The organism is Brevundimonas balnearis (assembly GCF_042434805.1).
Classification (GTDB): domain Bacteria; phylum Pseudomonadota; class Alphaproteobacteria; order Caulobacterales; family Caulobacteraceae; genus Brevundimonas; species Brevundimonas balnearis.
The window spans coordinates 77,609-97,889 of record NZ_JBHLSW010000004.1 but is presented as its reverse complement, the minus strand read 5'-3'; the positions used below and the strand labels follow the sequence as shown (position 1 = coordinate 97,889).

At 70.7% G+C, this 20,281-nt stretch carries 21 protein-coding genes; 2 read left to right on the top strand and 19 right to left on the bottom strand.

Features of this window, described 5'->3' with window-relative positions:
• Nucleotides 1-51 precede the first annotated feature (51 nt).
• Together ACFFGE_RS06135 and ACFFGE_RS06130 are read left to right on the top strand one after the other, a co-directional pair.
• Complete coding sequence (locus tag ACFFGE_RS06135; RefSeq protein WP_376835371.1) at nucleotides 52-1,236, top strand: acyl-CoA dehydrogenase family protein; 1,185 nt, start codon at nucleotides 52-54, stop codon at nucleotides 1,234-1,236.
• Nucleotides 1,237-1,413: 177 nt separating this feature from the next.
• Nucleotides 1,414-2,535, top strand: a complete 1,122-nt coding sequence (locus ACFFGE_RS06130) for an acyl-CoA dehydrogenase family protein (protein ID WP_376835370.1) — start codon at nucleotides 1,414-1,416, stop codon at nucleotides 2,533-2,535.
• Between the two features lie 15 nt (nucleotides 2,536-2,550).
• Here ACFFGE_RS06130 and folP read toward each other — a convergent pair whose 3' ends face one another.
• The 19 genes from folP to gcvPA form a co-directional block, all read right to left on the bottom strand.
• Nucleotides 2,551-3,363 (bottom strand): dihydropteroate synthase, encoded by an 813-nt coding sequence (folP, locus tag ACFFGE_RS06125; RefSeq protein ID WP_376835369.1) that lies wholly within the window; start codon nucleotides 3,361-3,363, stop codon nucleotides 2,551-2,553.
• Nucleotides 3,364-3,471: 108 nt separating this feature from the next.
• Nucleotides 3,472-5,406 carry an ATP-dependent zinc metalloprotease FtsH gene (gene ftsH, locus ACFFGE_RS06120; RefSeq protein WP_376835367.1) on the bottom strand — a complete coding sequence of 645 codons (1,935 nt, stop codon included), beginning with the start codon at nucleotides 5,404-5,406 and terminating at the stop codon, nucleotides 3,472-3,474.
• Nucleotides 5,403-6,734, bottom strand: a complete 1,332-nt coding sequence (gene tilS / locus ACFFGE_RS06115) for a tRNA lysidine(34) synthetase TilS (protein ID WP_376835366.1) — start codon at nucleotides 6,732-6,734, stop codon at nucleotides 5,403-5,405. The genes ftsH and tilS overlap by 4 nt, the downstream gene beginning before the upstream one ends.
• Entirely contained in the window at nucleotides 6,727-7,587 is an 861-nt protein-coding gene (locus ACFFGE_RS06110; protein WP_376835365.1) for a tetratricopeptide repeat protein, read from the bottom strand. The genes tilS and ACFFGE_RS06110 overlap by 8 nt, the downstream gene beginning before the upstream one ends.
• 40 nt (nucleotides 7,588-7,627) lie before the next feature.
• Nucleotides 7,628-8,788, bottom strand: coding sequence for a DUF3667 domain-containing protein (locus ACFFGE_RS06105; RefSeq protein WP_376835364.1), 1,161 nt, complete (start codon nucleotides 8,786-8,788; stop codon nucleotides 7,628-7,630).
• A gap of 64 nt (nucleotides 8,789-8,852) precedes the next feature.
• The gene (gene pal, locus ACFFGE_RS06100) at nucleotides 8,853-9,401 is read right to left on the bottom strand and encodes a peptidoglycan-associated lipoprotein Pal (protein ID WP_376835363.1); all 549 of its coding nucleotides are present in this window, start codon (nucleotides 9,399-9,401) and stop codon (nucleotides 8,853-8,855) included.
• A gap of 118 nt (nucleotides 9,402-9,519) precedes the next feature.
• Nucleotides 9,520-10,881, bottom strand: coding sequence for a Tol-Pal system beta propeller repeat protein TolB (gene tolB / locus ACFFGE_RS06095; protein WP_376835362.1), 1,362 nt, complete (start codon nucleotides 10,879-10,881; stop codon nucleotides 9,520-9,522).
• A 97-nt stretch (nucleotides 10,882-10,978) separates the two neighbouring features.
• Nucleotides 10,979-11,755, bottom strand: coding sequence for a cell envelope integrity protein TolA (tolA, locus tag ACFFGE_RS06090; protein ID WP_376835361.1), 777 nt, complete (start codon nucleotides 11,753-11,755; stop codon nucleotides 10,979-10,981).
• A gap of 7 nt (nucleotides 11,756-11,762) precedes the next feature.
• The gene (locus ACFFGE_RS06085; protein ID WP_376835360.1) at nucleotides 11,763-12,254 is read right to left on the bottom strand and encodes an ExbD/TolR family protein; all 492 of its coding nucleotides are present in this window, start codon (nucleotides 12,252-12,254) and stop codon (nucleotides 11,763-11,765) included.
• A 3-nt stretch (nucleotides 12,255-12,257) separates the two neighbouring features.
• Entirely contained in the window at nucleotides 12,258-13,001 is a 744-nt protein-coding gene (gene tolQ, locus ACFFGE_RS06080; RefSeq protein ID WP_376835358.1) for a protein TolQ, read from the bottom strand.
• Nucleotides 13,002-13,101: 100 nt separating this feature from the next.
• Nucleotides 13,102-13,554, bottom strand: coding sequence for a tol-pal system-associated acyl-CoA thioesterase (gene ybgC / locus ACFFGE_RS06075; RefSeq protein WP_376835357.1), 453 nt, complete (start codon nucleotides 13,552-13,554; stop codon nucleotides 13,102-13,104).
• Nucleotides 13,551-13,805, bottom strand: coding sequence for a BrnA antitoxin family protein (locus ACFFGE_RS06070; RefSeq protein ID WP_376835355.1), 255 nt, complete (start codon nucleotides 13,803-13,805; stop codon nucleotides 13,551-13,553). The genes ybgC and ACFFGE_RS06070 overlap by 4 nt, the downstream gene beginning before the upstream one ends.
• Nucleotides 13,783-14,058 (bottom strand): BrnT family toxin, encoded by a 276-nt coding sequence (locus ACFFGE_RS06065; protein WP_376835354.1) that lies wholly within the window; start codon nucleotides 14,056-14,058, stop codon nucleotides 13,783-13,785. Before ACFFGE_RS06065 ends, ACFFGE_RS06070 begins: the two co-directional genes overlap by 23 nt.
• Nucleotides 14,055-15,077 (bottom strand): Holliday junction branch migration DNA helicase RuvB, encoded by a 1,023-nt coding sequence (ruvB, locus tag ACFFGE_RS06060; protein WP_376835353.1) that lies wholly within the window; start codon nucleotides 15,075-15,077, stop codon nucleotides 14,055-14,057. The genes ACFFGE_RS06065 and ruvB overlap by 4 nt, the downstream gene beginning before the upstream one ends.
• A 169-nt stretch (nucleotides 15,078-15,246) precedes the next feature.
• A complete protein-coding gene (gene ruvA / locus ACFFGE_RS06055; RefSeq protein ID WP_376835352.1) occupies nucleotides 15,247-15,864 on the bottom strand; it encodes a Holliday junction branch migration protein RuvA in 618 nt (205 codons plus the stop codon).
• A 154-nt stretch (nucleotides 15,865-16,018) separates the two neighbouring features.
• Nucleotides 16,019-16,516: a crossover junction endodeoxyribonuclease RuvC gene (ruvC, locus tag ACFFGE_RS06050; protein WP_376835351.1), complete on the bottom strand. Its 498-nt coding sequence runs from the start codon at nucleotides 16,514-16,516 to the stop codon at nucleotides 16,019-16,021.
• A gap of 45 nt (nucleotides 16,517-16,561) precedes the next feature.
• A complete protein-coding gene (locus ACFFGE_RS06045; protein ID WP_376835578.1) occupies nucleotides 16,562-17,209 on the bottom strand; it encodes an MgtC/SapB family protein in 648 nt (215 codons plus the stop codon).
• A 116-nt stretch (nucleotides 17,210-17,325) separates the two neighbouring features.
• Entirely contained in the window at nucleotides 17,326-18,897 is a 1,572-nt protein-coding gene (gcvPB, locus tag ACFFGE_RS06040; RefSeq protein ID WP_376835350.1) for an aminomethyl-transferring glycine dehydrogenase subunit GcvPB, read from the bottom strand.
• 11 nt (nucleotides 18,898-18,908) lie between these two features.
• Nucleotides 18,909-20,255 carry an aminomethyl-transferring glycine dehydrogenase subunit GcvPA gene (gcvPA, locus tag ACFFGE_RS06035; protein ID WP_376835349.1) on the bottom strand — a complete coding sequence of 449 codons (1,347 nt, stop codon included), beginning with the start codon at nucleotides 20,253-20,255 and terminating at the stop codon, nucleotides 18,909-18,911.
• Between the last annotated feature and the right edge of the window lie 26 nt (nucleotides 20,256-20,281).

Sequence of the window (20,281 nt, the reverse complement as noted above, 5' to 3'; positions counted from 1 at the left end):
TCAATCGATACCCTCTAGCGTGCGATCAGGGACGAACGCCGAGGCGACGAGATGAGCGACCTTGAGACCTTCCGCGCGGAGACGCGCGCCTGGCTGGAACAGAACTGCCCGCCCGAAGTGCGCGGGCCGCTGGAACGCGAATCCGATGTGATCTGGGGCGGCCGCAACGCCGTCTTCAAGACGCCGGCGCACAGGCAGTGGCTGGAGCGTATGGCGGCGCGGGGCTGGACCGCGCCGGAATGGCCCCGCGAATACGGCGGCGGCGGCCTGTCGCGCGAGGAGGCCAAGGTGCTGGCCCAGGAGCTGCGCCGCATCCAGGCCCAACCCCCGCTTCAGTCCTTCGGCGTCTGGATGCTGGGCCCGGCGCTCTTGAAGTTCGGCACGGAGGAACAGAAGAAGCGCTTCCTGCCCGAGATCGTGCGCGGCGAGATCCGCTGGTGCCAGGGCTATTCCGAACCGGGCGCGGGTTCGGACCTGGCGGGCCTCCAGACCCGGGCGGAAGACAGGGGCGACCACTGGATCGTCAACGGCCAGAAGGTCTGGACCTCCTACGCCGACAAGGCCGACTGGATCTTCTGCCTGGTCCGCACCGATCCGGACGCGCCCAAGCATCTGGGCATCTCGTTCGTCCTCTTCGACATGGCCACGCCGGGGGTGACGACCCGGCCGATCACCTTGATCAGCGGCAAGAGCCCCTTCTGCGAGACCTTCTTCGACAATGTCCGGGTCGAGAAGGCGAACCTCGTTGGCGAACTGAACCGCGGCTGGGACGTGGCCAAGTATCTGCTGGCGCACGAGCGCACCATGATCGGCGAGATGGGCGAGATCGCCGGCGGCCGACCGGTGGGTCAGGTCGCGGCGGACACCATCGGCGTCACGGACGAAGGCCGCCTGGACGAGCCCATGCTGCGCGCCCGCATCGCGGAGCTGGACGTCGACGCCGCCGCCTTCCGCCTGGCGCTGGAGCGGGTCGGCGACCAGACCAAGGCCGGACAGGCGCACCCGGCCATGGCCTCGATGCTGAAGTACTACGGCTCGGAGCTGAACAAGCGCCGCCACGAGCTGCTGATGGCGGCGGGCGGTTCGGACGCGCTGGAGTGGGAGAGCGAGCGCTCGCGCGAGGGCGCCGCCGCCCGCGACTGGCTGCGCACCAAGGCCAACTCCATCGAGGGCGGGACCAGCGAGGTCCAGCTCAACATCATCGCCAAGCACATCCTGCAGCTTCCGGGGGCGTAGCGGGACCGCTCCCTTCCCCCTCGATGGGGGAAGGGTCGGGGATGGGGGTGCTCGCAGGGTCATCCGGGTGATGATCGCGGGAGGCGCCGTCCGATCCCCGCCTGGAACCGCCATCGCCCGCACCCCCACCCCGGCCCTCCCCATCTAGCGGGAGGGTGCAGAGAGGACGATCATTCGATGCCCCTGATCCTGACCGACGAACAGACGATGCTGAAGGAAGCGGCCGACGGCTTCCTGAGTGAGAACGCGCCGATCAGGCATCTGCGCGAACTCCGGGACCGCAAGGACGCGGACGGCGTGTCGCGCGAGCTGTGGCGGGCCTTCGGGGAGATGGGCTTCGCCGGCGTGATCGTGCCCGAGGCGCTGGGCGGCTCGGGGCTCGGGGCCGTGGAGGCGGGCGTGATCGCCGAAAGCCTGGGCCGGACGCTGACGCCCTCGCCGTTCCTGGGCAGCTCCGTCCTGGCGGCCAAGGTGCTGCTCGAAGCGGGCTCGGAGAGCCAGCAGACGGCCTGGCTGCCCAAGGTCTCGGCGGGCGAGGCGATCCTGGCGCTGGCGCTGGAGGAGGGGCCCAAGCACGCGCCCGACCGGATCGATACCCGGGCCGAGCGGGCCGGCAACGGCTTTCGGCTCAACGGCCGGAAGGGCTTCGTGCTGGACGGGCACGTCGCCGACGCCCTGATCGTCGTGGCGGCCACCGACGAGGGCCCGACCCTGTTTCTGGTCGATCCCAAGACGGCCGGAGTCGAGATCGAGCGCACGGTCATGGTCGACGCCCACAACGCCGCGCGGGTGGTGCTGACGGACGTTCAGGTCGACGCCGACGCCGTGGTCGGCCAGGTCGGCGGGGCGTCCGCGCCGCTGGACGCCGCCCTGTCTCTGGGGCGCGCCTGCGCCGCCGCCATGCTGACCGGCGCGGGCGACCAGGCCTTCCAGATCACCATGGACTACATCAAGGGCAGGAAGCAGTTCGGCCGCGCCATCGGCGAGTTCCAGGCGCTGCAGCACCGCGCGGCGCAACTGTTCTCGGAGCTGGAGATCGCCAAGGCCGCCACGCTGGGCGCGCTTCAGCGGCTGGACGCAGGCGCAGAGGCCGCCGACCTCGCCGTCTCGGTCGCCAAGGCCAAGGCCGGCCGCGTGGCCGAGCTGGCGGTGCAGGAGGGCGTGCAGATGCACGGCGGCGTCGGCATGACGGACGAGTACGACATCGGCCTCTTCATGAAGCGGGTGCGGGTGCTGAACGAGCTCCTGGGCGACGCCCATTTCCACGCCGAGCGCATCGCCCGGGCGGGCGGGTACTGAGCCCGGGCCGCCGGGTCAGCGGTCCAGCCGACCGAGAACCCTGAGCGCCTGCACCGTCTCGCGGACGTCGTGGACCCGGATCACATCGGCCCCTCGGACGGCCGCCGCCAGCGCCAGGGCGATCGAGCCTCCCAGCCGATCCGTCGCCTGGACCGCCGTCGGATCGGCGGCGGCGATCAGCCGCTTGCGGCTGGCGCCGTACAGCACCGGGAACCCCAGCGCCTTCAGGCGGGGCAGCTCGGCCGTGAGTCGAAAGCCCTGTTCGGGCGTCTTGCCGAAGCCGATGCCCGGATCGAGCGTGATCCGCTCGCGCGCCACGCCGGCCGCCATCGCCCGGTCGGCGCGGGCGTGGAGGTCGTCGAGCACGACCGGCACGATGTCGAGGGTCGACACCTCGACATGCTGCGCCGATCCCGGCCTCAGCCCGTGCATGACGACCACCTCGCAGCCGAGCTCGGCGGCGACCTCGACGGCGTCGTCGGTGAAGCCCAGGCCCGACACGTCGTTCCAGATCGTCGCCCCGGCCGCGACCGCCGCCCGCGCCACCTCCGGCTTCATGGTGTCGATGCTGATCGGGCCGTCCCAGCGAGCGCGCAAGCCCGCGATGACGGGCGTGGTGCGCGCGATCTCCTCATCGACCGGAACCGGCGCCGCCCCCGGCCGGGTGCTTTCCCCGCCGATGTCCAGAATGGCGGCGCCCTCGGCGACGAGCCGCAGGCCGTGCTCCACCGCCGCCTGGACCGAGCCCAGCCGCCCGCCGTCCGAGAAGCTGTCGGGCGTGACGTTGACGATTCCCATGACGCGGGGGCTCAGGGCCTTGAGGGCCATGGAAGGTCTCCGCGCTGCGGCTGGCGTCGGGATGAACGCGCCGGACGTTGTTGGCAACCCGCCCCGCCGGCAAAAAGGCCCGTCGGCGAACCGGCGGGCCTCTTCGGTTCAGTGAACCGTGGGCGGAACGCTCGCGGCGACCGGCTGCGGCTCCATCGGCGGGGTGATCGGCACGGCGACCGACGGCCCGGCGTTCGGGAAGTTGTTCTCGTCCCGGTTCGGCTTCACGCCCTTCTCGAGCAGGTCCTTGATCTCCTCGCCAGACAGGGTCTCGTACTCGAGCAGCGCCTGGGCCAGCGCCTCCAGGTCGTCGGCCTTCTCGGTGAGGATGCGGCGGGCCTCGTCCCAGCCGGAGCTGACGATGCGCTTGACCTCCTCGTCGATGATCCGGGCGGTTTCTTCCGACACGTTCTGGCTGCGCGCCACCGAGTGGCCCAGGAACACCTCCTCCTGGTTCTCGCCATAGGCCACGGTGCCCAGCTTGTCGGAAAAGCCCCAGCGGGTGACCATCGCCCTTGCAAGCTTGGTCGCCTGCTCGATGTCGGAGCTGGCGCCCGAGGTGATGTTCTCCTTGCCGAAGATCAGCTCCTCGGCGACGCGGCCGCCGGCCATGATGGCGATCCGATCAACCATCTGCTGGTACTTCATCGAGTAGCGGTCGCCTTCCGGCAGCTGCATGACCATGCCGAGCGCCCGGCCGCGCGGGACGATCGTCGCCTTGTGCACCGGGTCGGCCATCTTCACGTTCATGGCGACGATGGCGTGGCCGCCCTCGTGATAGGCGGTCAGCCTCTTCTCCTCCTCGTTCATGGCCATGGACTTGCGCTCGGCGCCCATCATGACCTTGTCCTTGGCGTCCTCGAAGTCGCGCATGGTGACCATGCGCCGGTCGCGCCGCGCCGCCATCAGGGCCGCCTCATTGACCAGGTTGGCCAGATCCGCGCCCGAGAAACCGGGCGTGCCGCGCGCGAGCGTCTTCACATGCACGTCGGCGGCCAGGGGCACGTCCTTCATGTGCACGCGCAGGATCTTCTCGCGGCCCGAGACGTCCGGGTTCGGCACCACGACCTGACGGTCGAAGCGGCCCGGGCGGAGCAGCGCCGGGTCCAGGACGTCGGGCCGGTTGGTGGCCGCGATCAGAATGATGCCCTCGTTGGACTCGAAGCCGTCCATCTCGACCAGCAGCTGGTTCAGCGTCTGCTCGCGCTCGTCGTTGCCGCCGCCGAGGCCGGCGCCGCGGTGACGACCGACCGCGTCGATCTCGTCGATGAAGATGATGCACGGGGCGTTCTTCTTGGCCTGTTCGAACATGTCGCGCACGCGGCTGGCGCCGACGCCGACGAACATCTCGACGAAGTCCGAGCCGGAGATGGAGAAGAACGGCACGCCCGCCTCGCCGGCCACCGCGCGGGCCAGCAGCGTCTTGCCGGTGCCCGGAGGCCCGACCAGCAGGGCGCCCTTGGGGATCTTCCCGCCCAGGCGCTGGAACTTGCCCGGGTCCTTCAGGAAGTCGACGACCTCCTGCAGCTCCTCCTTGGCCTCGTCGACGCCCGCGACGTCCTCGAAGGTCTTCCTGCCCTTGTGCTCGGTCAGCAGCTTGGCCTTGGACTTGCCGAAGCCCATCGCCCCGCGCGCCCCGCCCTGCATCCGGTTCATGAAGAACAGCCACACCCCGATCAGCAGCAGGATCGGCAGCAGCCCGCCGAGCACCGTGACCACCCAGGAGGTGCGGAGCGTCTGGAATTCCACCTGGACGCCGGCCGCGTTCAGGCGCTCGGTCAGGGCCTCGGTGTTCATCGGGCCGGTGGAGGTGAAGCGCTGGCCGCCCTCCAGCTCCCCGGTGATCCGGTCGCCGTGGATCTTCACGGTCTGGATTTCGCCGGCGTCGGTGCGGCGCAGAAGGTCGGTGTAGCTGATCTCCACCGGGCGCGTCTGCGCGCCGGCGGGACCGGTCGCGACGGCTCCGTTGGATCCCATGGCGGCGTAGATGCCGAACATGGCCAGGATGATCACGGCGAAAATCGCCAGGTTGCGCAGGTTCATCGAACGCCTCGAAACGCCAAAGACGACGCGCCCGCGCCGTCACCGAACAGACATAGGTCCGTTTCCGCCCCGGCGCCATCGTCGGCCCCGACGAGGGCCCGCTCGTGCGGCGTTTCGCCCGCCGCGAGCCGATAGCGTTGCAGGACGAGGCAACGAACCGTCGCGACCCGCCCTGCAAGGCGCGGGCCGCTTCCGTCGTCGCCGACGATGACCGGCGAGATGGGCCGCAGCATGGCGGGACGGCGCATCAGCTCGGCCCGGTCCTCGGGAGGCAGCGCCGCCATCCGGCCGCGCGCGGGCGCGACGGTCCAGCCCGGCGCATCGACGGCGATCTCGAACCGCCCGTCCCAGATCGCGACATGGCCGGGACGGAGTCGAAGCGCCGGCTCGCCCCGGCGGGCCCATTCGCCCGGTTCCCGCGCCACCAGGACCGCGTCGACGCCGGCCTCGATCCTGGCGCCCGCCAGGGTGGCCCCGAACTGTTCACCGGTCGCGAGTCGGTCGGCCAGGGCCTCCAGCCGCCTCCGCCGGGGCGGCGCGCACCCGCCGCCGGCGCAGAGCACGGCCAAGCCCAAGGCGCGGGGCGAGGCGCCGCGCTCCAGACGAAGACCCCCGCCCGGCGCCGCCCGCACCGTCTCCGCGACCGCCGGCTCAGCCAGGCAGGGCGAGGCGGTCGCGCGGCCATGGAGCGCGCGGCGGGCGCGCACGCGCGGGTGTCGCGGGTCGTCGTTGGCCGGATCGTCCAGCCAGTCCGCGCCCTGCGCCCGAAGCCAGCGCCTGATGGCCGTCCGGCGCACCCCCAGCAGCGGCCGCAGCAACATCAGGCCCCGCCCCTCGGGCCAGACGGGCGAGGGCGACCACTCGACCAGCCGCCCCAGCGGCAGCCCTTCGGCCCGCATGACCTCGCCTTCAAGGACGTCGTCGAGCGTGTGGCCGGTCAAGACCACCCGAGCCCCCGCTGCGCGCGCGGACTCGGCGATCAGGGCGTGCCTGGTCTGGCGGGCGGCGGCGGCCAGGCCGGTCGACGGCTTGGCGCCCTCCCAGACCAGCGGCCGCCAGTCGAGCCCGAGTGTTCGGGCGACCTCTCCAGCGCGTCGGGTCCAGGCGCCGCTGTCCGGATGCAGACCATGATCGACGGTCAGGGCGACGATACGGCGTCCGCGCCGGCGCGCCCAGACGGTCGAGAGCCGCATGAGGGCGGTCGAGTCTCCGCCCCCTGAGAAAGCCAGGGCCACGGGCGCGACGGCTCCGCTCATCAGCCGCGCGTCGAGCCGGGCGAAGACCTCGTCTTCTTTCAGATCGTCTGCGGGGAGCGGTCCGTCAGCCACACTGGGCGCGGGTGCGCAGCTGGGTCGCGCGGGTGCGCAGGGCGGCGGCCCCCTCGCCGTAGCGGCGGGTGAACTCGCCGAGCGCGGCGCAGGCCTGGGTCCGTCGGTCGGTGACGATGAGCCCTTCCGCCAGCTTCAGCGTCGTCTCGGCGGCCCAGCCCGCGCGGGGCCAGCCCTGCAGCGCCGCCGCATAGGCCTGGACCGCGCCGGCGTCGTCGTCGGCCGCGGCGCGCAGGTCGCCCAGCCGGACGTTGGCCTCGCGGGCCTGGGGCGTGTCGGGCCAGGTGACCACGACGGTCTCGAGCGCTCTGGCGCCGCGTCGGGCGTCGGTGCGCGACAGGGTGACGGCGGCGGCGAGGTCCTGAGCGGCGTCGCCGGTCGGGGAGTTGGCCGTGATCGGGCCGTTCAGCGCGGCCTCCTCGCGCGCGGCGGCGGCGGCGCGCTCCATCTCGGCGATGCGGCGCTCCGCGTCCGACAGGCGGCGTCGCAGGGCGGCGTTGTCCTCGCGCGCCTCATCGACGGCGAAAGTCAGCCGCTCCAGATCCGCGTTCACGCGCTGGACGGTCGCCTCCATGTCGCCGAGGCGACGATCAAGAATCTGGGTCTGTCCCTGCAGGGCGATGGTCTCGGGGTCGGGCTCCAGCAGGACCGGCTGGCCGGCCGCGTTCCTCTGGGTCAGTGCGCGCTCCAGCCGGCGGACGTTGCGGTCCAGGCGGTCCAGGGCGCGGCGGTCCCACTGCACCGGCTCAAGCGGCGCGGTCTGGGCGATCACCACGGTGCCGGCGACCGCCAGGGCGGCGCTGGAGACGGCGGCGAGCGCCACGATCCGAAGGGTGTTGGGAGACAGCGTCATGAGCGAAGAGCTTTCACCGATTTGAGGCCGCCGCAAGGCCTCAGAAGCCCAGGCCGAACAGGATCACGCCTACCAGGAACAGGGTGAAGACAAATAGGCTGAACAGCATCAGAACGAAAGTTCGCCAGAGGGCCGAGAACCACCCGAGAGAGTAGGTCCCCTTCAGCTGGGCGTACATGTGAACCGGCACGCCGAGACCGAGGATGGAGCCGATCCCCGAGATCGTCGCCTGCCACCAGTTTTCTTCCGTGCCCGCGATCCGGTCGAGCAGCGACAGGCCCATGAAGAAGATCGCCATGAAGGTCAGGGAGTAGAGCACGAAGACGCCGTGGTCGTACCAGGTGAAGCCTCGCTTCCAGGCGAACATCAGCCACACGAAGGGGATCGACAGCGGCACCAGCAGGAAGGCGAACTTATAGAGGGTCTGCTGCACCTTGTAGAAGGCGAACTCAGGATTCCTCAGCTTTTCCAGAACCTTTTCCTGGAACTTCTTGTCGCCCACGCCGATGGTGACGTCGCCTTCGCTCACCGCGTCGGCCAGGCTGGCCTGCCAGCTGCCCGGCTCATATCCGTCCGCGCGCGGCCCCGCCGTGCGCGCCGCCTCCAGTCGCTCCAGCTCGCTCCGTGCGACCTCGGCGGCCGTGCGCACGCCCGCCAGCACGCTCTCGGCTCCGGGTTCGCCCGCGACCACGTCCCGCTCGGCTTCGGCGACGGCGGCCTCGGCCTCGACGACGCCCTCCCGCGCCGTGGCGATCCGCTCGTCAAGCGTGGCCACGTTAACCACTCCGCCCCCGCCGAAGCTGAGGATGAAGAACATCAGGAAGACGGTGAAAAGGAACAGCGCCAGCGGCGAGACGTAGCGGGTGCGCTTGCCCTGGATCCACTCGCGCGTCAGCCGACCCGGGTTGAAGGCCAGAAGCGGCAGCGTGCGCCAGACGCGCGTGTCGAAATGCATGACGCCATGCAGCAGCTCTTCGCCGAGATGCAGCAGCGAGCGGTGCACGTGCGTGGGCTGGCCGCAGTTGGAGCAGAACTTGCCGGAGGTCGCCGCGCCGCAGTCGGTGCAGACGCCGTGGTGCTCGCCCGCCTGACCCTCGGGGCGCTCGATCGCCCCCGCCACCAGGCCCGCCGTGGCCGCGCCGCCCGCCGCCTCGATGTCCATGCCGTTCTCCCCGATCGGGGCGAGTGTGCGACGCGGCAAGGCTTCGGTCAAAAAGAAAGGGCGGCCGAAGCCGCCCCCTCAACCGACAATGGCTGCGCGTGACTTACTGGGCGCCGGAGACGATGGCCGTGTGGGCGTTGCGGTTACGGGCCCAGGCCTCTTCGTTGGAGCCTTCCGCGATCGGACGCTCCTTACCGTAGCTGATGGTGTCGATACGGCCGGCCGCGACGCCTCGCTCGACCAGATAGGCGCGCACCGACTCGGCGCGGCGGGCGCCGAGCGCGAGGTTGTACTCGCGGGTGCCGCGCTCGTCGGCGTTGCCCTCGATGCGGACCCGCACGTTCGGATAGCGCTGCAGCCACTGGGCCTGGGCGTTCAGGCGGGCGTAGGCCTCGGGCTTCACCTGATAGCTGTCGAGATCGAAGTAGACGCGGTCGCCGACGTTGACGACGAAGTCCTGCTCGGAGCCGGGCAGCGCCGCGCCGACATTTCCGCCTTCGACGGGGCCGGTGGGAGCGGTGGGATAGGCCGGGCCCGTGGGTTGGGCCGCGCCGTTGTCCACGGCGCCCTCGGGCGTCGGACGCGGCGCGCAGGCGGCCATGGCGGCGACGGCGACGCCCGCGAGGGCGAGGCGGGCGATGGAGGTCTTCATGGGCGTCTCCCTCTGGATCCTGTCAGGCGGATGATGTTCGGCCATAAAGGCCAAGCTTTAAGCTACGCAACGGAATACGGGGCGATAACGCGATAGTTACGCCAAAGGTTCGTCCCGATCAGGCGGGACAACTGTCAGGCGACTGGTTGAATCCGAGATCGGTCGGCGGCGCGTCCAGGAGCGGCGACCAGGCCGGGTCCTCGCCGCGCCCCTCGTAGCCGGCCTGACCGACCACGCGCCCTGTGACGTCGACCATCCACAGCCGGGTCGCGCCGTTGCGACCCTTCCTCGCGTACATGATGTAGCGGCCGTTCGGCGCCCACGACGGACCTTCCTCGAAGTAGCTGGAGGACAAAAGCCGCTCGCCGCCGCCGTCAGGGCTCATCACCCCGATGTGGAACTGGCCGCCCTGCTGCTTGACGAAGGCGATCAGATCGCCGCGCGGGCTCCAGACCGGAGAGGTGTAGACGCCGCCGCCCCGGCTGATCGGCCGCTGGCCCGAGCCGTCGACGTTCATGACATAGAGCCGCGCGCTGCCGCCCCGATCGGAGTTGAACACCAGCCGCCGCCCGTCCGGCGAGAAGGACGGCGAGGTGTCGATGCCGGGATCGGACGTCAGACGCGACACCTGGCGGCTTCTCAGGTCCATCACATAGACGTCAGTGTTCCCGCCCCGGATGATCGAGAAGGCGACCTTCGTGCCGTCCGGCGCGAAGCGCGGCGCCAGCACCTGACCGTCGAACTCGCCCAGCGTCTCCGTCCGTCCGGTGGATAGGTCGCGGATGTAGATGCGGCTGTAGTCCCGACCGAGCGCCACATAGATGATCTCGTTGGAGTCCGACGAGAACCGCGGCGACATGATGATCTCGGTCCCGTCTGTCAGATAGGTGGGGTTGAACCCGTCCTGGTCCGAGATGGCCAGCCGGCTGCGGCGGTTCAGCTCGGTCCCGCTTTCCGAGACGAAGAGCACCCTTGAATCGAAGAAGCCGGGCTCGCCCGTCATCCGCTGGTAGATGACGTCGGAAATCTTGTGGGCGATCCGCCGCCACTGCTCGGGCGTCGCCGTGAACTGGTAGCTGACCAGCTGGCAGCGGCGGTAGGGGTCGTAAAGGCGGAAGCCGACGTCGTTTCGGCCGTCCGCGCGGGGCGTGACGGAGCCGTAGAGCACCGCCTGGGCTCCGATCTGGGTCCACAGCGGGAAATCCGGCGCGTTGCCCAGGGTCAGGTCGCGCTGGAGGAACGTCGCGGGATTCATCGGCTCGAAGAAACCGGAGCGGCGCAGGTTGGCGCCGACCACGTCGCTGATCTGGTCGCCGTACTGGCCGCTGAAGGGGGCGATGGCGATCTGAAGCGGGCGCAGCACCCCCTCGTCGACGATCACCTCCTGCGGCGTCTGGGCCGGCGCGGGCTGGGCCGCCACGCCGAGCGGCGTCAGCAGCGCGAGGACGGCGCCGGCGGCGAGCAGGGTCTTCAGGGCCATTCTTTTCCTCCGTCCGGCGGCCAGCCTATCCGCCGATCAAGACATTCCATCGTAAGACCGCAGCATTGTGTCCAATGCGGCGACTTTCGGGCGCGGCTCAGCGGCCGGCGCACTGGTTCGCCGTCCGGAACACGAACGGGATGTCCTGGGGTTCGTATCCGTCGGGCATGTCGAAGGGAGCGGCGGCCTGGATCGCCCGCAGCATCCCGTCCGCCGCCGCGCGCCAGGTGCTGTCGCTGCGCGGGCTTTGCAGGCGCGGCGCGCCGACCACCCGCCCCTGTTCGGACAGGCGGACGACCACGCGGATCTCCAGGTCGTCCGCGCCCGGCAGGTCGCAGTTCAGGATCCAGTGCGGCGTGATCTGACGCGCCAGCGCCTGCAGGTCGCTGCGTCCGATCGCCTGGCTGGCCTGGCCCGCGCCCTGCTGACCGGTCGGCGCGCGCAGGCCGGTGTTGGGGCTGGGACGGCGGGGCCCGGCCAGGGCGTCGAGGTCGAGCGACGGCTCCTCCCGTCGCGGCTGCGGCTGGGGCCGGGGCGGGGCGGGCCGGGGGGGCGTCGGCTGTGTCTTCTTGGGCGGCGGAGCCGGCGTCGGCGAGGGGCGCGGCTGGGGCCGGGGCGGCGGCGGGACCGGCTCAGGCTCCGGCGGCGGCGTCTCGGCGGCCTCGGGCGGGGGCGCGGTGGCGGCGTCTTCCAGCACCGGCTCGGGCTGGGGGTTGTCCGGAGCGGCTGCGAGCACCGTCATGTCGGACACGATGCTGACCGGCACCGAGGTGGTCACGGGCTCCCGCGCCTTCTGCGGCCAGGACACGAACGCCAGCCCGACCAGGAGGCCGTGCAGGACGATCGATCCGACGATGGGGCCCGGACGGGTCACGGGGGGATCAGCCCTCCGCGCCCGCGTCGACCGGGGCCGCCGCCGGCGTGGCGTTGGGGGCCGTGTCGGTGATCAGGTTGATGCGCCTGAACCCCACCGCCGACAATCGCGCCATGACCCGGGCGACCGCCTCGTAGGGCGCCTGGCCGTCGGCCCGGACGAAGATCGGGCGCTCCTCGATCTCGCGCCCGGCCATGGCGGTGGTCACCCGCGCCAGGTCGTCGAACGGCACGGCGTCCTCGCCCACGAAGGTCGCGCCGGCGCGGTCCACCGAGACGGTGATCGGCTCGTCGTCGGCCTCCACCGCGCTGGCGTCCGTCCTGGGCAGCTCCAGCGGCACGCCGACGGTCAGGAGCGGCGCCGAGATCATGAAGATGATCAGCAGCACCAGCATCACATCCACCAGCGGCGTGACGTTGATCTCCGTCAGCGGGGCCCGGCGTGCACGCCGGCGTCCCCGCACATGTCCGCCGCCGCCGGCGCCCGCGCCCAGAGCCATGGCTCAGATCTCCCGGCCGAAGTCGGCGCGCGCGGGCGAGGCGGCCGGGGACGAGGCGCCCAGCCGGCGCGCCACCGCCGCCTGCAGGTCGTCGGCGAAGCTCTCCAGCCGGCCGGTGAACTTGCCCGCGTCGATGGAGAACTTGTTGTAGGCGATGTAGGCGGGGATGGCTGCGGCCAGGCCGATGGCGGTGGCGAACAGGGCCTCCGCGATGGCCGGCGCCACGGTCGTCAGGTTGGTGTTGCCCGCCGACGCGATGGCCGAGAAGGCGTTCATGATGCCCCACACCGTGCCGAACAGGCCGATGAAGGGCGAGGCGGTGGCGACCACCGACAGCACGCCCAGACCCTCTTCGATCCGGCGGCCCTCGCGGGCGATCATGGAGTCCAGCGTGCGGTCGATGCGGGCGATCAGGAGGTTCGCCTGGGTGTCCGACAGGGTTCCCCTGGCCCGCGCCTCGCGCCAGTCGGACAGGGCGGCGGTCAGCATGCGGGGCAGGGGATGCGCCGGGTTCGGGCCGGCCTGAGCCGCCACGTCCTCGAGCGACCGACCCGATTCCACCGCTTTCTCGAACTCGTCGGCGCGACGGTTCAGGCCGGAGAAACGGACGGCCTTGTCCAGGATCACCGCCCAGGACCACAGGGACATGACGGCCAGCCCCACCATCACGCTCTTCACCACCCAATCGGCGGTCATGAACAGCTCGACGGGGTTGAGCAGGGAATGGGCTTCGGCGGCGACGGTCATGGCGGACTCGCGTTCGGTCGAGGGACGTGCAGCCTATGCAGCGGGGCTGTAAGGCGTTTCTGAGGCCGCTGTAGCGGGCGGGGCCTGATCCGTCGACGCCTTACGCCTGCGACGGGTCCAGCCAGGGCTTCACTTTCTCGACAAGGTCGCGGGTGGGCCGGCGGGGCCGTCCGTCCATGTGGATGCAGACGACCTCGACCTCGGCGCGGGTCAGGACGTCGTCGTCCCGCTCGATCTGCTGACGGATGATCAGGCGGGGCCCCTTCACGGCGTCATAGTGCGTCCGCACCACCAGCGCGTCATCGATCCGGGCGGGCTTGAGGAAGCTCAGCTCCATCTTGGAGACGACGAACGCCATCGGGGGATGGACCTCCAGCAACTGCGCGTGCCCCATGCCGATGGCGCGCAGGAAGTCCGACCGCCCCCGCTCGAAATAGCGGACGTAGTTGGCGTGATAGACCAGGCCCGTGAAATCGGTGTCCTCGTAATAGACCCGCACCGGCAGCAGGTGCGCGCGGCCGTCGAACCGGCCGTGGGTGGGCGGATCGGTCACGCGGCGCGCTTGTCCCGCGCGATCTTCTCCAGCGCCTCGGCCATCCGCTCGCGCCAGTCGTCGCCCTCGACCGCGAAGGCGGCGATGGTTTCCGGCTTGAGCTTCAGAAAGACCTCGCGTTCCTCGACCAACGCCTTCAGTCGCTCCGGCGACATCACCTCACGCGCCGGACGCATACGTGCAACGTCAGCGTCGGTCAGCTCCGGGTTGTCCGGGTCATCGATATGCTCAACGGGCTCGTACCTGCTCATACTTCCTGACCTCGCGGGGATTGGCCCGCCGAAGGCTGATGATCCGCGTGGCGGCCCCTCGCTCCGTGTAGACCGCGACGAAGACGCGTCCGCCAATCGGGAGACAAGCATACCATCTCGGCTCTCCGTAGTCGCGCCGCTCGTCACGAGCGATGTGGGCGCTCGACCAGTCGCCGATCGCGGCCAGGCTGAGTGAAACCTCATGCTTTTCGCGATTGATCGCGTCCTTGGCCGGATCGAAGTCGATGCTCACTCGAACAGGCCGCCCTGCGGCGCCCTCGGCGCCTCCAGACCCAGATGCGCATAGGCCTTGGCGCAGGCCATGCGGCCGCGCGGGGTGCGCTGGATGAAGCCCTGTTGCAGCAGATAGGGCTCGATCACGTCCTCGACCGCGTCGCGCGCCTCGGCGATCGCCGCCGCCAAGGTGTCCATGCCGACGGGGCCGCCGCCGTAGTTCTCGATCAGGGCCTTCAGGAAACGGCGGTCCAGGCTGTCCAGCCCCGCCTCGTCGACCTCCAGCCGCGCCAGGGCGCGGGCGGCCGCCAGCCGGTCGATGGTCGCCGCGCCCTCGGCGGTGGCGAAGTCCCGCACCCGGCGCAGCAGCCGGCCGGCCACGCGCGGCGTACCCCGCGCCCGCCGGGCGATCTCCAGGGCTCCGTCCCCGCTGATCGGGGCGCCCATCTTCCGCGCCGCGCCGGAGATGACCCTGACCAGCTCGTCCGGCGTATAGAACTCAAGCCGCAGCGGAATGCCGAACCGGTCGCGCAACGGCGTGGCCAGCAGCCCCGCCCGCGTCGTCGCCCCGACCAGGGTGAAGGGCGCCAGGTCGATCCGCACCGACCGCGCCGAGGGCCCTTCGCCGATGATCAGGTCCAGCACATGGTCCTCCATGGCCGGATAGAGAATCTCCTCCACCTGCGGGTTCAGGCGGTGGATTTCGTCGATGAACAGGACGTCGCGCGGCTCCAGGTTCGTCAGGATCGCCGCCAGGTCCCCGGCCTTGGCCAGGATCGGGCCGGAGGTGGCGCGAAAGCCGACGCCGAGCTCGCGCGCCACGATCTGGGCCAGGGTCGTCTTGCCCAGGCCCGGCGGCCCGAACAGCAGGACGTGATCCAGCGCCTCGGCCCGCGACCGCGCCGCATCGATGAAGACCTTCAGATTGCCCTTAGCCTGCTCCTGTCCGACGAACTCGGACAGGGTCTGCGGGCGCAGGGCCTTGTCATGGATCTCGCCGGGCGCCGGAGCGGCGGAGATGATGCGGTCGTCGGTCATGACGTCGAGTGGCGAGCGGAGAGTGGCGAGTGGCGAGTGAAATGTGAGCGCAGAGGTGAAGGAAGGGGTGAGCGGGCGGGGGCGCGCGCCGTCTTGAAGCTCACCCCTTGCTCACTAGCACTCTTCACATCTCGCCACTCACCGCTCGCCACGCGCCACTCCCTTCCCCTCACCGCCCCAGCTCCTGCAAGGCGGCGCGGATGACGGCCGAGAGTTCGGCCTCGTCGCCCAGCCGGATCAGCGCCTGATCCACGGCGCGACGTGCGTTGACCTCGGCCACGCCCAGACCCAGCAGGGCGGCGACCGCCTCGCCGGCGACGCTGGGCGTGGCGGGCGCGACCTCGGCGTGAACTCCGGCCGCGCTCGGGGTGAAGCCGGCGTCGGCGAGCGACTTGCCCTTCAGCTCGGTGACGATCCGCAGGGCCAGTTTGGGACCGACGCCGTTGGCGCGCGCGACGGCCGCCTTGTCCTCGCGCGCGACGGCCGAGGCCAGCTCGCCGGGCGGCAGAACGTCCAGCACCGACAGGGCCGCCTTCGGGCCGACGCCCTGGATCGCCGTCAGGGTCGTGAAGGCCCGGCGCTCGTCGCGCGAGGGAAAGCCGTAGAGGCGCGGGCCCTGCTCCGCCGACCAGGTGTGCTCGATGTAGAGGGTGGTCTCCTCCCCCGGCGCCGGCAGGCGTTGCAGCGTCCGCGCGCCGCAGACGGCGACATACCCCACGCCGGAACAGTCGATCAGGCAGTCCGCCTCGCCGACCTCGACCAACACGCCGCGCAGCCGCCCGATCATCGTTTCCTCCCCCGCGCAGCGGAGGAGGGGGACCGCGAAGCGGTGGAGGGGGCGACCCCAAACGCCGGGGCCTGAACTCGCCCCCTCCACCATGCTGCGCATGGTCCCCCTCCCCCGTTCGCTTCGCTCCTGGGGAGGAATGTAATGAGCCCGATCACGCGGCTCTCCGCGCGGTGCGATAGTGCGCATGGGCGATGGCGACGGCGAGCGCGTCGGCGGCGTCGGCCGAGACGTCTCCGGCCCCGGGCAGCAGACGGCGCACCATGAAGGCGACCTGGGCCTTGTCCGCCTGTCCGGCGCCGACCACGGCCTTCTTGATCATCGTCGGAGCGTATTCGGCGACCGTCAGCCCGGCCCGCGCGGGCGCCAGGATCACGGCGCCGCGGGCCTGTCCGAGCTTCAGCGTCGAGGCCGGGTTCATGTTGACGAACACCTCCTCGACCGCGGCCTCGTCACAATAATGCGCGGCGCAGACGCCGGCCACGCCCTCCAGCAGTGCCAACAGGCGCTCGGCGAAGGGCGCGGCTTCGGGGGGCGCGATCACGCCGTGACCGATCCAGCGCAGGCGCGCGCCCTCGACCGCGATCACGCCCCAGCCGGTGCGCCGAAGGCCGGGGTCCAGCCCCACGATCCGAGTCGCTGCGTTCGCCATCCGTTCCAGTCATGCCGGAAAGAGGGTTTATGGACAATGACCAACTCAGCCCTCGCGCGGGTCCAGGGTGAAGCCGACCACCTCGGGGACGGCGGCCAGCTCGTCGGCGAGGCGGTCGAGGTCGGCGTCAGAGATGCTCAGTCGCCAGCTCTGTCGTCGCTGGTCGCTGGTCGCGCAAAGGTCGCGCTTGCCGGGGCTCAGGCTGCTGTCGCGACTGCGCAGCAGCGCCTCGACGGCCTGCCTGGGGCCGGGCCCGTTACGCCGCCATGAGACGGTGACATAAACCACCGTCCGAGCCGTCGCCGCCCGCGACACCAGCCGCAGCACCGCCAGGACGATCAGGGTGGTGATCGTCGCCAGCCCAGCCAGCGCCACCATCCCCGCGCCGGCCAGCGTCCCGATCGCCGAACTCATCCACAGCGATGCGGCCGTGGTCAGGCCGTGTACGGAGAAGCCGGTGCGGAAGATCACGCCGGCGCACAGGAAGCCGATGCCGGTCAGGATGCCGTGAGCCATGCGGACCGGGTCGGTCCGCACCCAGTCCTCCAGCAGGCCCGGCATGAACCATTCGGTCTGCCTCAGCGACGCCTGCATCAGCAGGCAGGCCGCCAGAGACACCAGGATATGGGTGCGGAAGCCGGCGGATCGTCCGCGCCACTCCCGCTCGAACCCGATCAGGCCGCCGGCGATTATGGCCGTCAGGATGAAGCCCAGCGGCTGGAGGATGTCCTGGCTCAGATCGAAGGCGATGACGGGGCCCCTCCCTGCGGCGGGTCCCCGTCTGAACCGTCAGGCCTCGGGTTTTGTTCTCACTCCGCCGCGAGGTTAGAGCCTTCCGGCGCGGTCCAGCGCAGGACCGGCTGGCGGGCGGCGCGGGTCTCGTCCAGGCGCTTCATCGGCGCGTGGAACGGGGCGCCCTTGAAGCGATCGACGTCGCCGGCCTTCGCTGCGGTGGCCAGCGCACGCATGGCCTCGATAAAGCGGTCCAGCTCTGCCTTGGATTCCGTTTCGGTCGGCTCGATCAGCATGGCCCCGTGCACGACCAGCGGGAAGTACATGGTCATGGGGTGAAAGCCCTCGTCGATCATCGCCTTGGCGAAGTCGAGCGTGGTGATCTCCGTGCCCTTCAGCCATTCGTCGTCGAACAGCGCCTCGTGCATGCACGGACCGTCCGGGAAGGCGGGGCTCATCAGGTCCTGCAGGCGCGCCTTGATGTAGTTGGCGTTCAGGACGGCGTCCTCGGCCACTTGGCGAAGCCCATCAGCGCCGTGGCTCATCATGTAGCTGAGCGCGCGGACGTACATGCCCATCTGGCCCTGGAAGGCGCACAGGCGGCCGAAGGCCTGTTCCGCGTCCTCTTCCGCACGCTCCAGCAGCTTGAAGTCGTCCCCGTCCGAGACCACCCAGGGCGCCGGGGCGAAGGGGGCCAGCGCCTCGGACAGCACCACCGGACCCGCGCCCGGACCGCCCCCGCCGTGCGGGGTCGAGAAGGTCTTGTGCAGATTGATGTGCATGGCGTCGACGCCCAGGTCGCCCGGACGCACCCGACCGACGATGGCGTTGAAGTTGGCTCCGTCGCAATAGAAATAGGCGCCCGCCTCGTGAGTCAGGCGGCTGATCTCGAGAATGTCGCGCTCGAACAGGCCGCAGGTGTTGGGGTTCGTCACCATGATGGCGGCGACATCATCGCCCAGCTTGGACGCCAGATCGGCGACATCGACGCGGCCGTCGTCGGTCTGGGCCACCTCGACCACCGAATAGCCGACGAAGGCGGCGGTGGCGGGATTGGTGCCGTGGGCCGAGGTCGGCACCAGCACCTTGCGGCGCGTCTCATGCTGGCCGCTGGCCTCGTGCGCCGCGCGGATGGCCATCAGGCCGCACAGCTCGCCATGCGCGCCCGCCTTGGGCGACAGGGCGACGGCGGGCATGCCGGTCAGGGTCTTCAGCCAGTGGGCCAGCCGGTCCATCAGCTCCAGCGCCCCCTGCACCGTCGATACGGGTTGCAGCGGGTGGATGTCGGAGAAGCCGGGGATGCGCGCCATCTTCTCGTTCAGGCGCGGGTTGTGCTTCATCGTGCACGAGCCCAGCGGATAGATGGCCAGGTCGATGGCGTGGTTCTTCTGGCTCAGCCGCACATAGTGGCGCATGGCCTCGGGCTCAGACAGGCCCGGCAGGCCGATCGGATCGCGCCGCACGAGGTCGCCCAGGTCGCCGCCATCGGTCTTGGGCTCGGGCAGGTCGACTCCCGTCTTGCCCCAGCCGTCGCCCTCAAAGATCAGGGCTTCGTCCTGCAGCAGGCCGCGGCCGCCGGTCAGGGTGGCGGGCTTGGTTTCAACCGTGTTGGGCGTGGTCGGGCGGCCGACGGTGTTCATGGTGCTCATCGTTCGGCTCCTCAGTTCGCCAGGACCTTGGCGAGCGCGCTCGCCAGGATCTGGATGTCGGCATCCAGCGTCGTCTCGGTGGCGGCGACCAGCAGCACGTCGTTCATGCCGGCCTCCGGCGCCAGCCGGCTATAGGGCACGCCGGCCAGCACGCGGTGCTCGGCGAGGCGATCGACCACCTCGGCCGCCGGTCTCGGCAGCCGCACCGCGAACTCGTTGAAGAAGCGCGGGGTCAGGACCTCGACGCCCGGAATGGCGGCCAGGGCATCGCGCGTTGTCAGCGCCTTCTCGTGGTTCAGCAGGGCGAGCTTCCTCAAGCCCGTCTCGCCCAGGAGGCTCATGTGGATCGTGAAGGCCAGGGTGCACAGGCCGGAGTTGGTGCAGATGTTGGAGGTCGCCTTGTCGCGACGGATATGCTGTTCGCGCGTCGACAGGGTCAGGACGAAACCGCGGCGGCCGTCGGCGTCCGCCGTCTCGCCGGTCAGGCGGCCGGGCATCTGGCGGACCAGCTTCTCGCGCGTGGCGAACAGGCCGACGTAGGGGCCGCCGAAGTTCAGCGCATTGCCGATCGATTGGCCCTCGGCCGCGACGATGTCGGCGCCCATCTCGCCCGGCGACTTCAGCAGGCCCATCGACACGGCCTCGGTCACCACCACGATCAGCAGGGCGCCGGCGGCGTGCGCCGCCTCGGCGATCTTCGTCACGTCGGTGGCCGTGCCGAAGACGTTGGGCGTCTGCACCACCACGCAGGCGGTGTCCGGCCCGATCTTTCCGATCACATCGGCCTCGGCGTCGATGGCGGCGGGCAACACCTCGGTCTCGACGCCCACGGCGTGCACCACCGTCTCGGTCGCCGCGACATAGTGCGGATGCACCCCGCCCGAGATCACCGCCTTGTTTCGGCGGGTCACGCGGGTCGCCATCAGCACGCCCTCGGCCATGGCGGTCGAGCCGTCATAGAGCGAGGCGTTGGCCACCGGCATGCCGGTCAGGTTCGCGACCTGGGTCTGGAACTCGTACAGGTACTGCAGCGTGCCCTGGGCGATCTCGGGCTGATAGGGCGTGTAGCTGGTCAGGAACTCCGAGCGCTGGATGATGTGGTCCACCGTCGCCGGCACGTGGTGACGGTAGGCGCCCGCCCCACAGAAGAAGGGCGCGTCGCCCGCGACGGTGTTCTTCGCGGCCATCGCCTTCAGCGCCCGCTCGACCTCCAGCTCGCCCGCCACGCGCGGCAGGTCCACCGGCCCGTCCAGCCGCGCCGACTGCGGCACGTCCACGAACAGGTCGTCGATCGACTCGGCGCCGATCGCCGCCAGCATGGCGGACCGGTCGTCGGGGGTCAGGGGCAGGTAGCGCATGGATGCCTCCGGGCCGGGGGAGCGGC

Bases quoted from the DNA above. Each gene is read 5' to 3' on its own strand.
- ACFFGE_RS06135 (WP_376835371.1), top strand. From the start codon at position 52: ATGAGCGACCTTGAGACCTTCCGCGCGGAGACGCGCGCCTGGCTGGAA.
- ACFFGE_RS06130 (WP_376835370.1), top strand. From the start codon at position 1,414: ATGCCCCTGATCCTGACCGACGAACAGACGATGCTGAAGGAAGCGGCC.
- folP (WP_376835369.1), bottom strand. From the start codon at position 3,363: ATGGCCCTCAAGGCCCTGAGCCCCCGCGTCATGGGAATCGTCAACGTC.
- ftsH (WP_376835367.1), bottom strand. From the start codon at position 5,406: ATGAACCTGCGCAACCTGGCGATTTTCGCCGTGATCATCCTGGCCATG.
- ACFFGE_RS06110 (WP_376835365.1), bottom strand. From the start codon at position 7,587: ATGACGCTGTCTCCCAACACCCTTCGGATCGTGGCGCTCGCCGCCGTC.
- pal (WP_376835363.1), bottom strand. From the start codon at position 9,401: ATGAAGACCTCCATCGCCCGCCTCGCCCTCGCGGGCGTCGCCGTCGCC.
- tolB (WP_376835362.1), bottom strand. From the start codon at position 10,881: ATGGCCCTGAAGACCCTGCTCGCCGCCGGCGCCGTCCTCGCGCTGCTG.
- ACFFGE_RS06085 (WP_376835360.1), bottom strand. From the start codon at position 12,254: ATGGCTCTGGGCGCGGGCGCCGGCGGCGGCGGACATGTGCGGGGACGC.
- tolQ (WP_376835358.1), bottom strand. From the start codon at position 13,001: ATGACCGTCGCCGCCGAAGCCCATTCCCTGCTCAACCCCGTCGAGCTG.
- ACFFGE_RS06070 (WP_376835355.1), bottom strand. From the start codon at position 13,805: ATGAGCAGGTACGAGCCCGTTGAGCATATCGATGACCCGGACAACCCG.
- ruvB (WP_376835353.1), bottom strand. From the start codon at position 15,077: ATGACCGACGACCGCATCATCTCCGCCGCTCCGGCGCCCGGCGAGATC.
- ruvA (WP_376835352.1), bottom strand. From the start codon at position 15,864: ATGATCGGGCGGCTGCGCGGCGTGTTGGTCGAGGTCGGCGAGGCGGAC.
- ruvC (WP_376835351.1), bottom strand. From the start codon at position 16,516: ATGGCGAACGCAGCGACTCGGATCGTGGGGCTGGACCCCGGCCTTCGG.
- gcvPB (WP_376835350.1), bottom strand. From the start codon at position 18,897: ATGAGCACCATGAACACCGTCGGCCGCCCGACCACGCCCAACACGGTT.
- gcvPA (WP_376835349.1), bottom strand. From the start codon at position 20,255: ATGCGCTACCTGCCCCTGACCCCCGACGACCGGTCCGCCATGCTGGCG.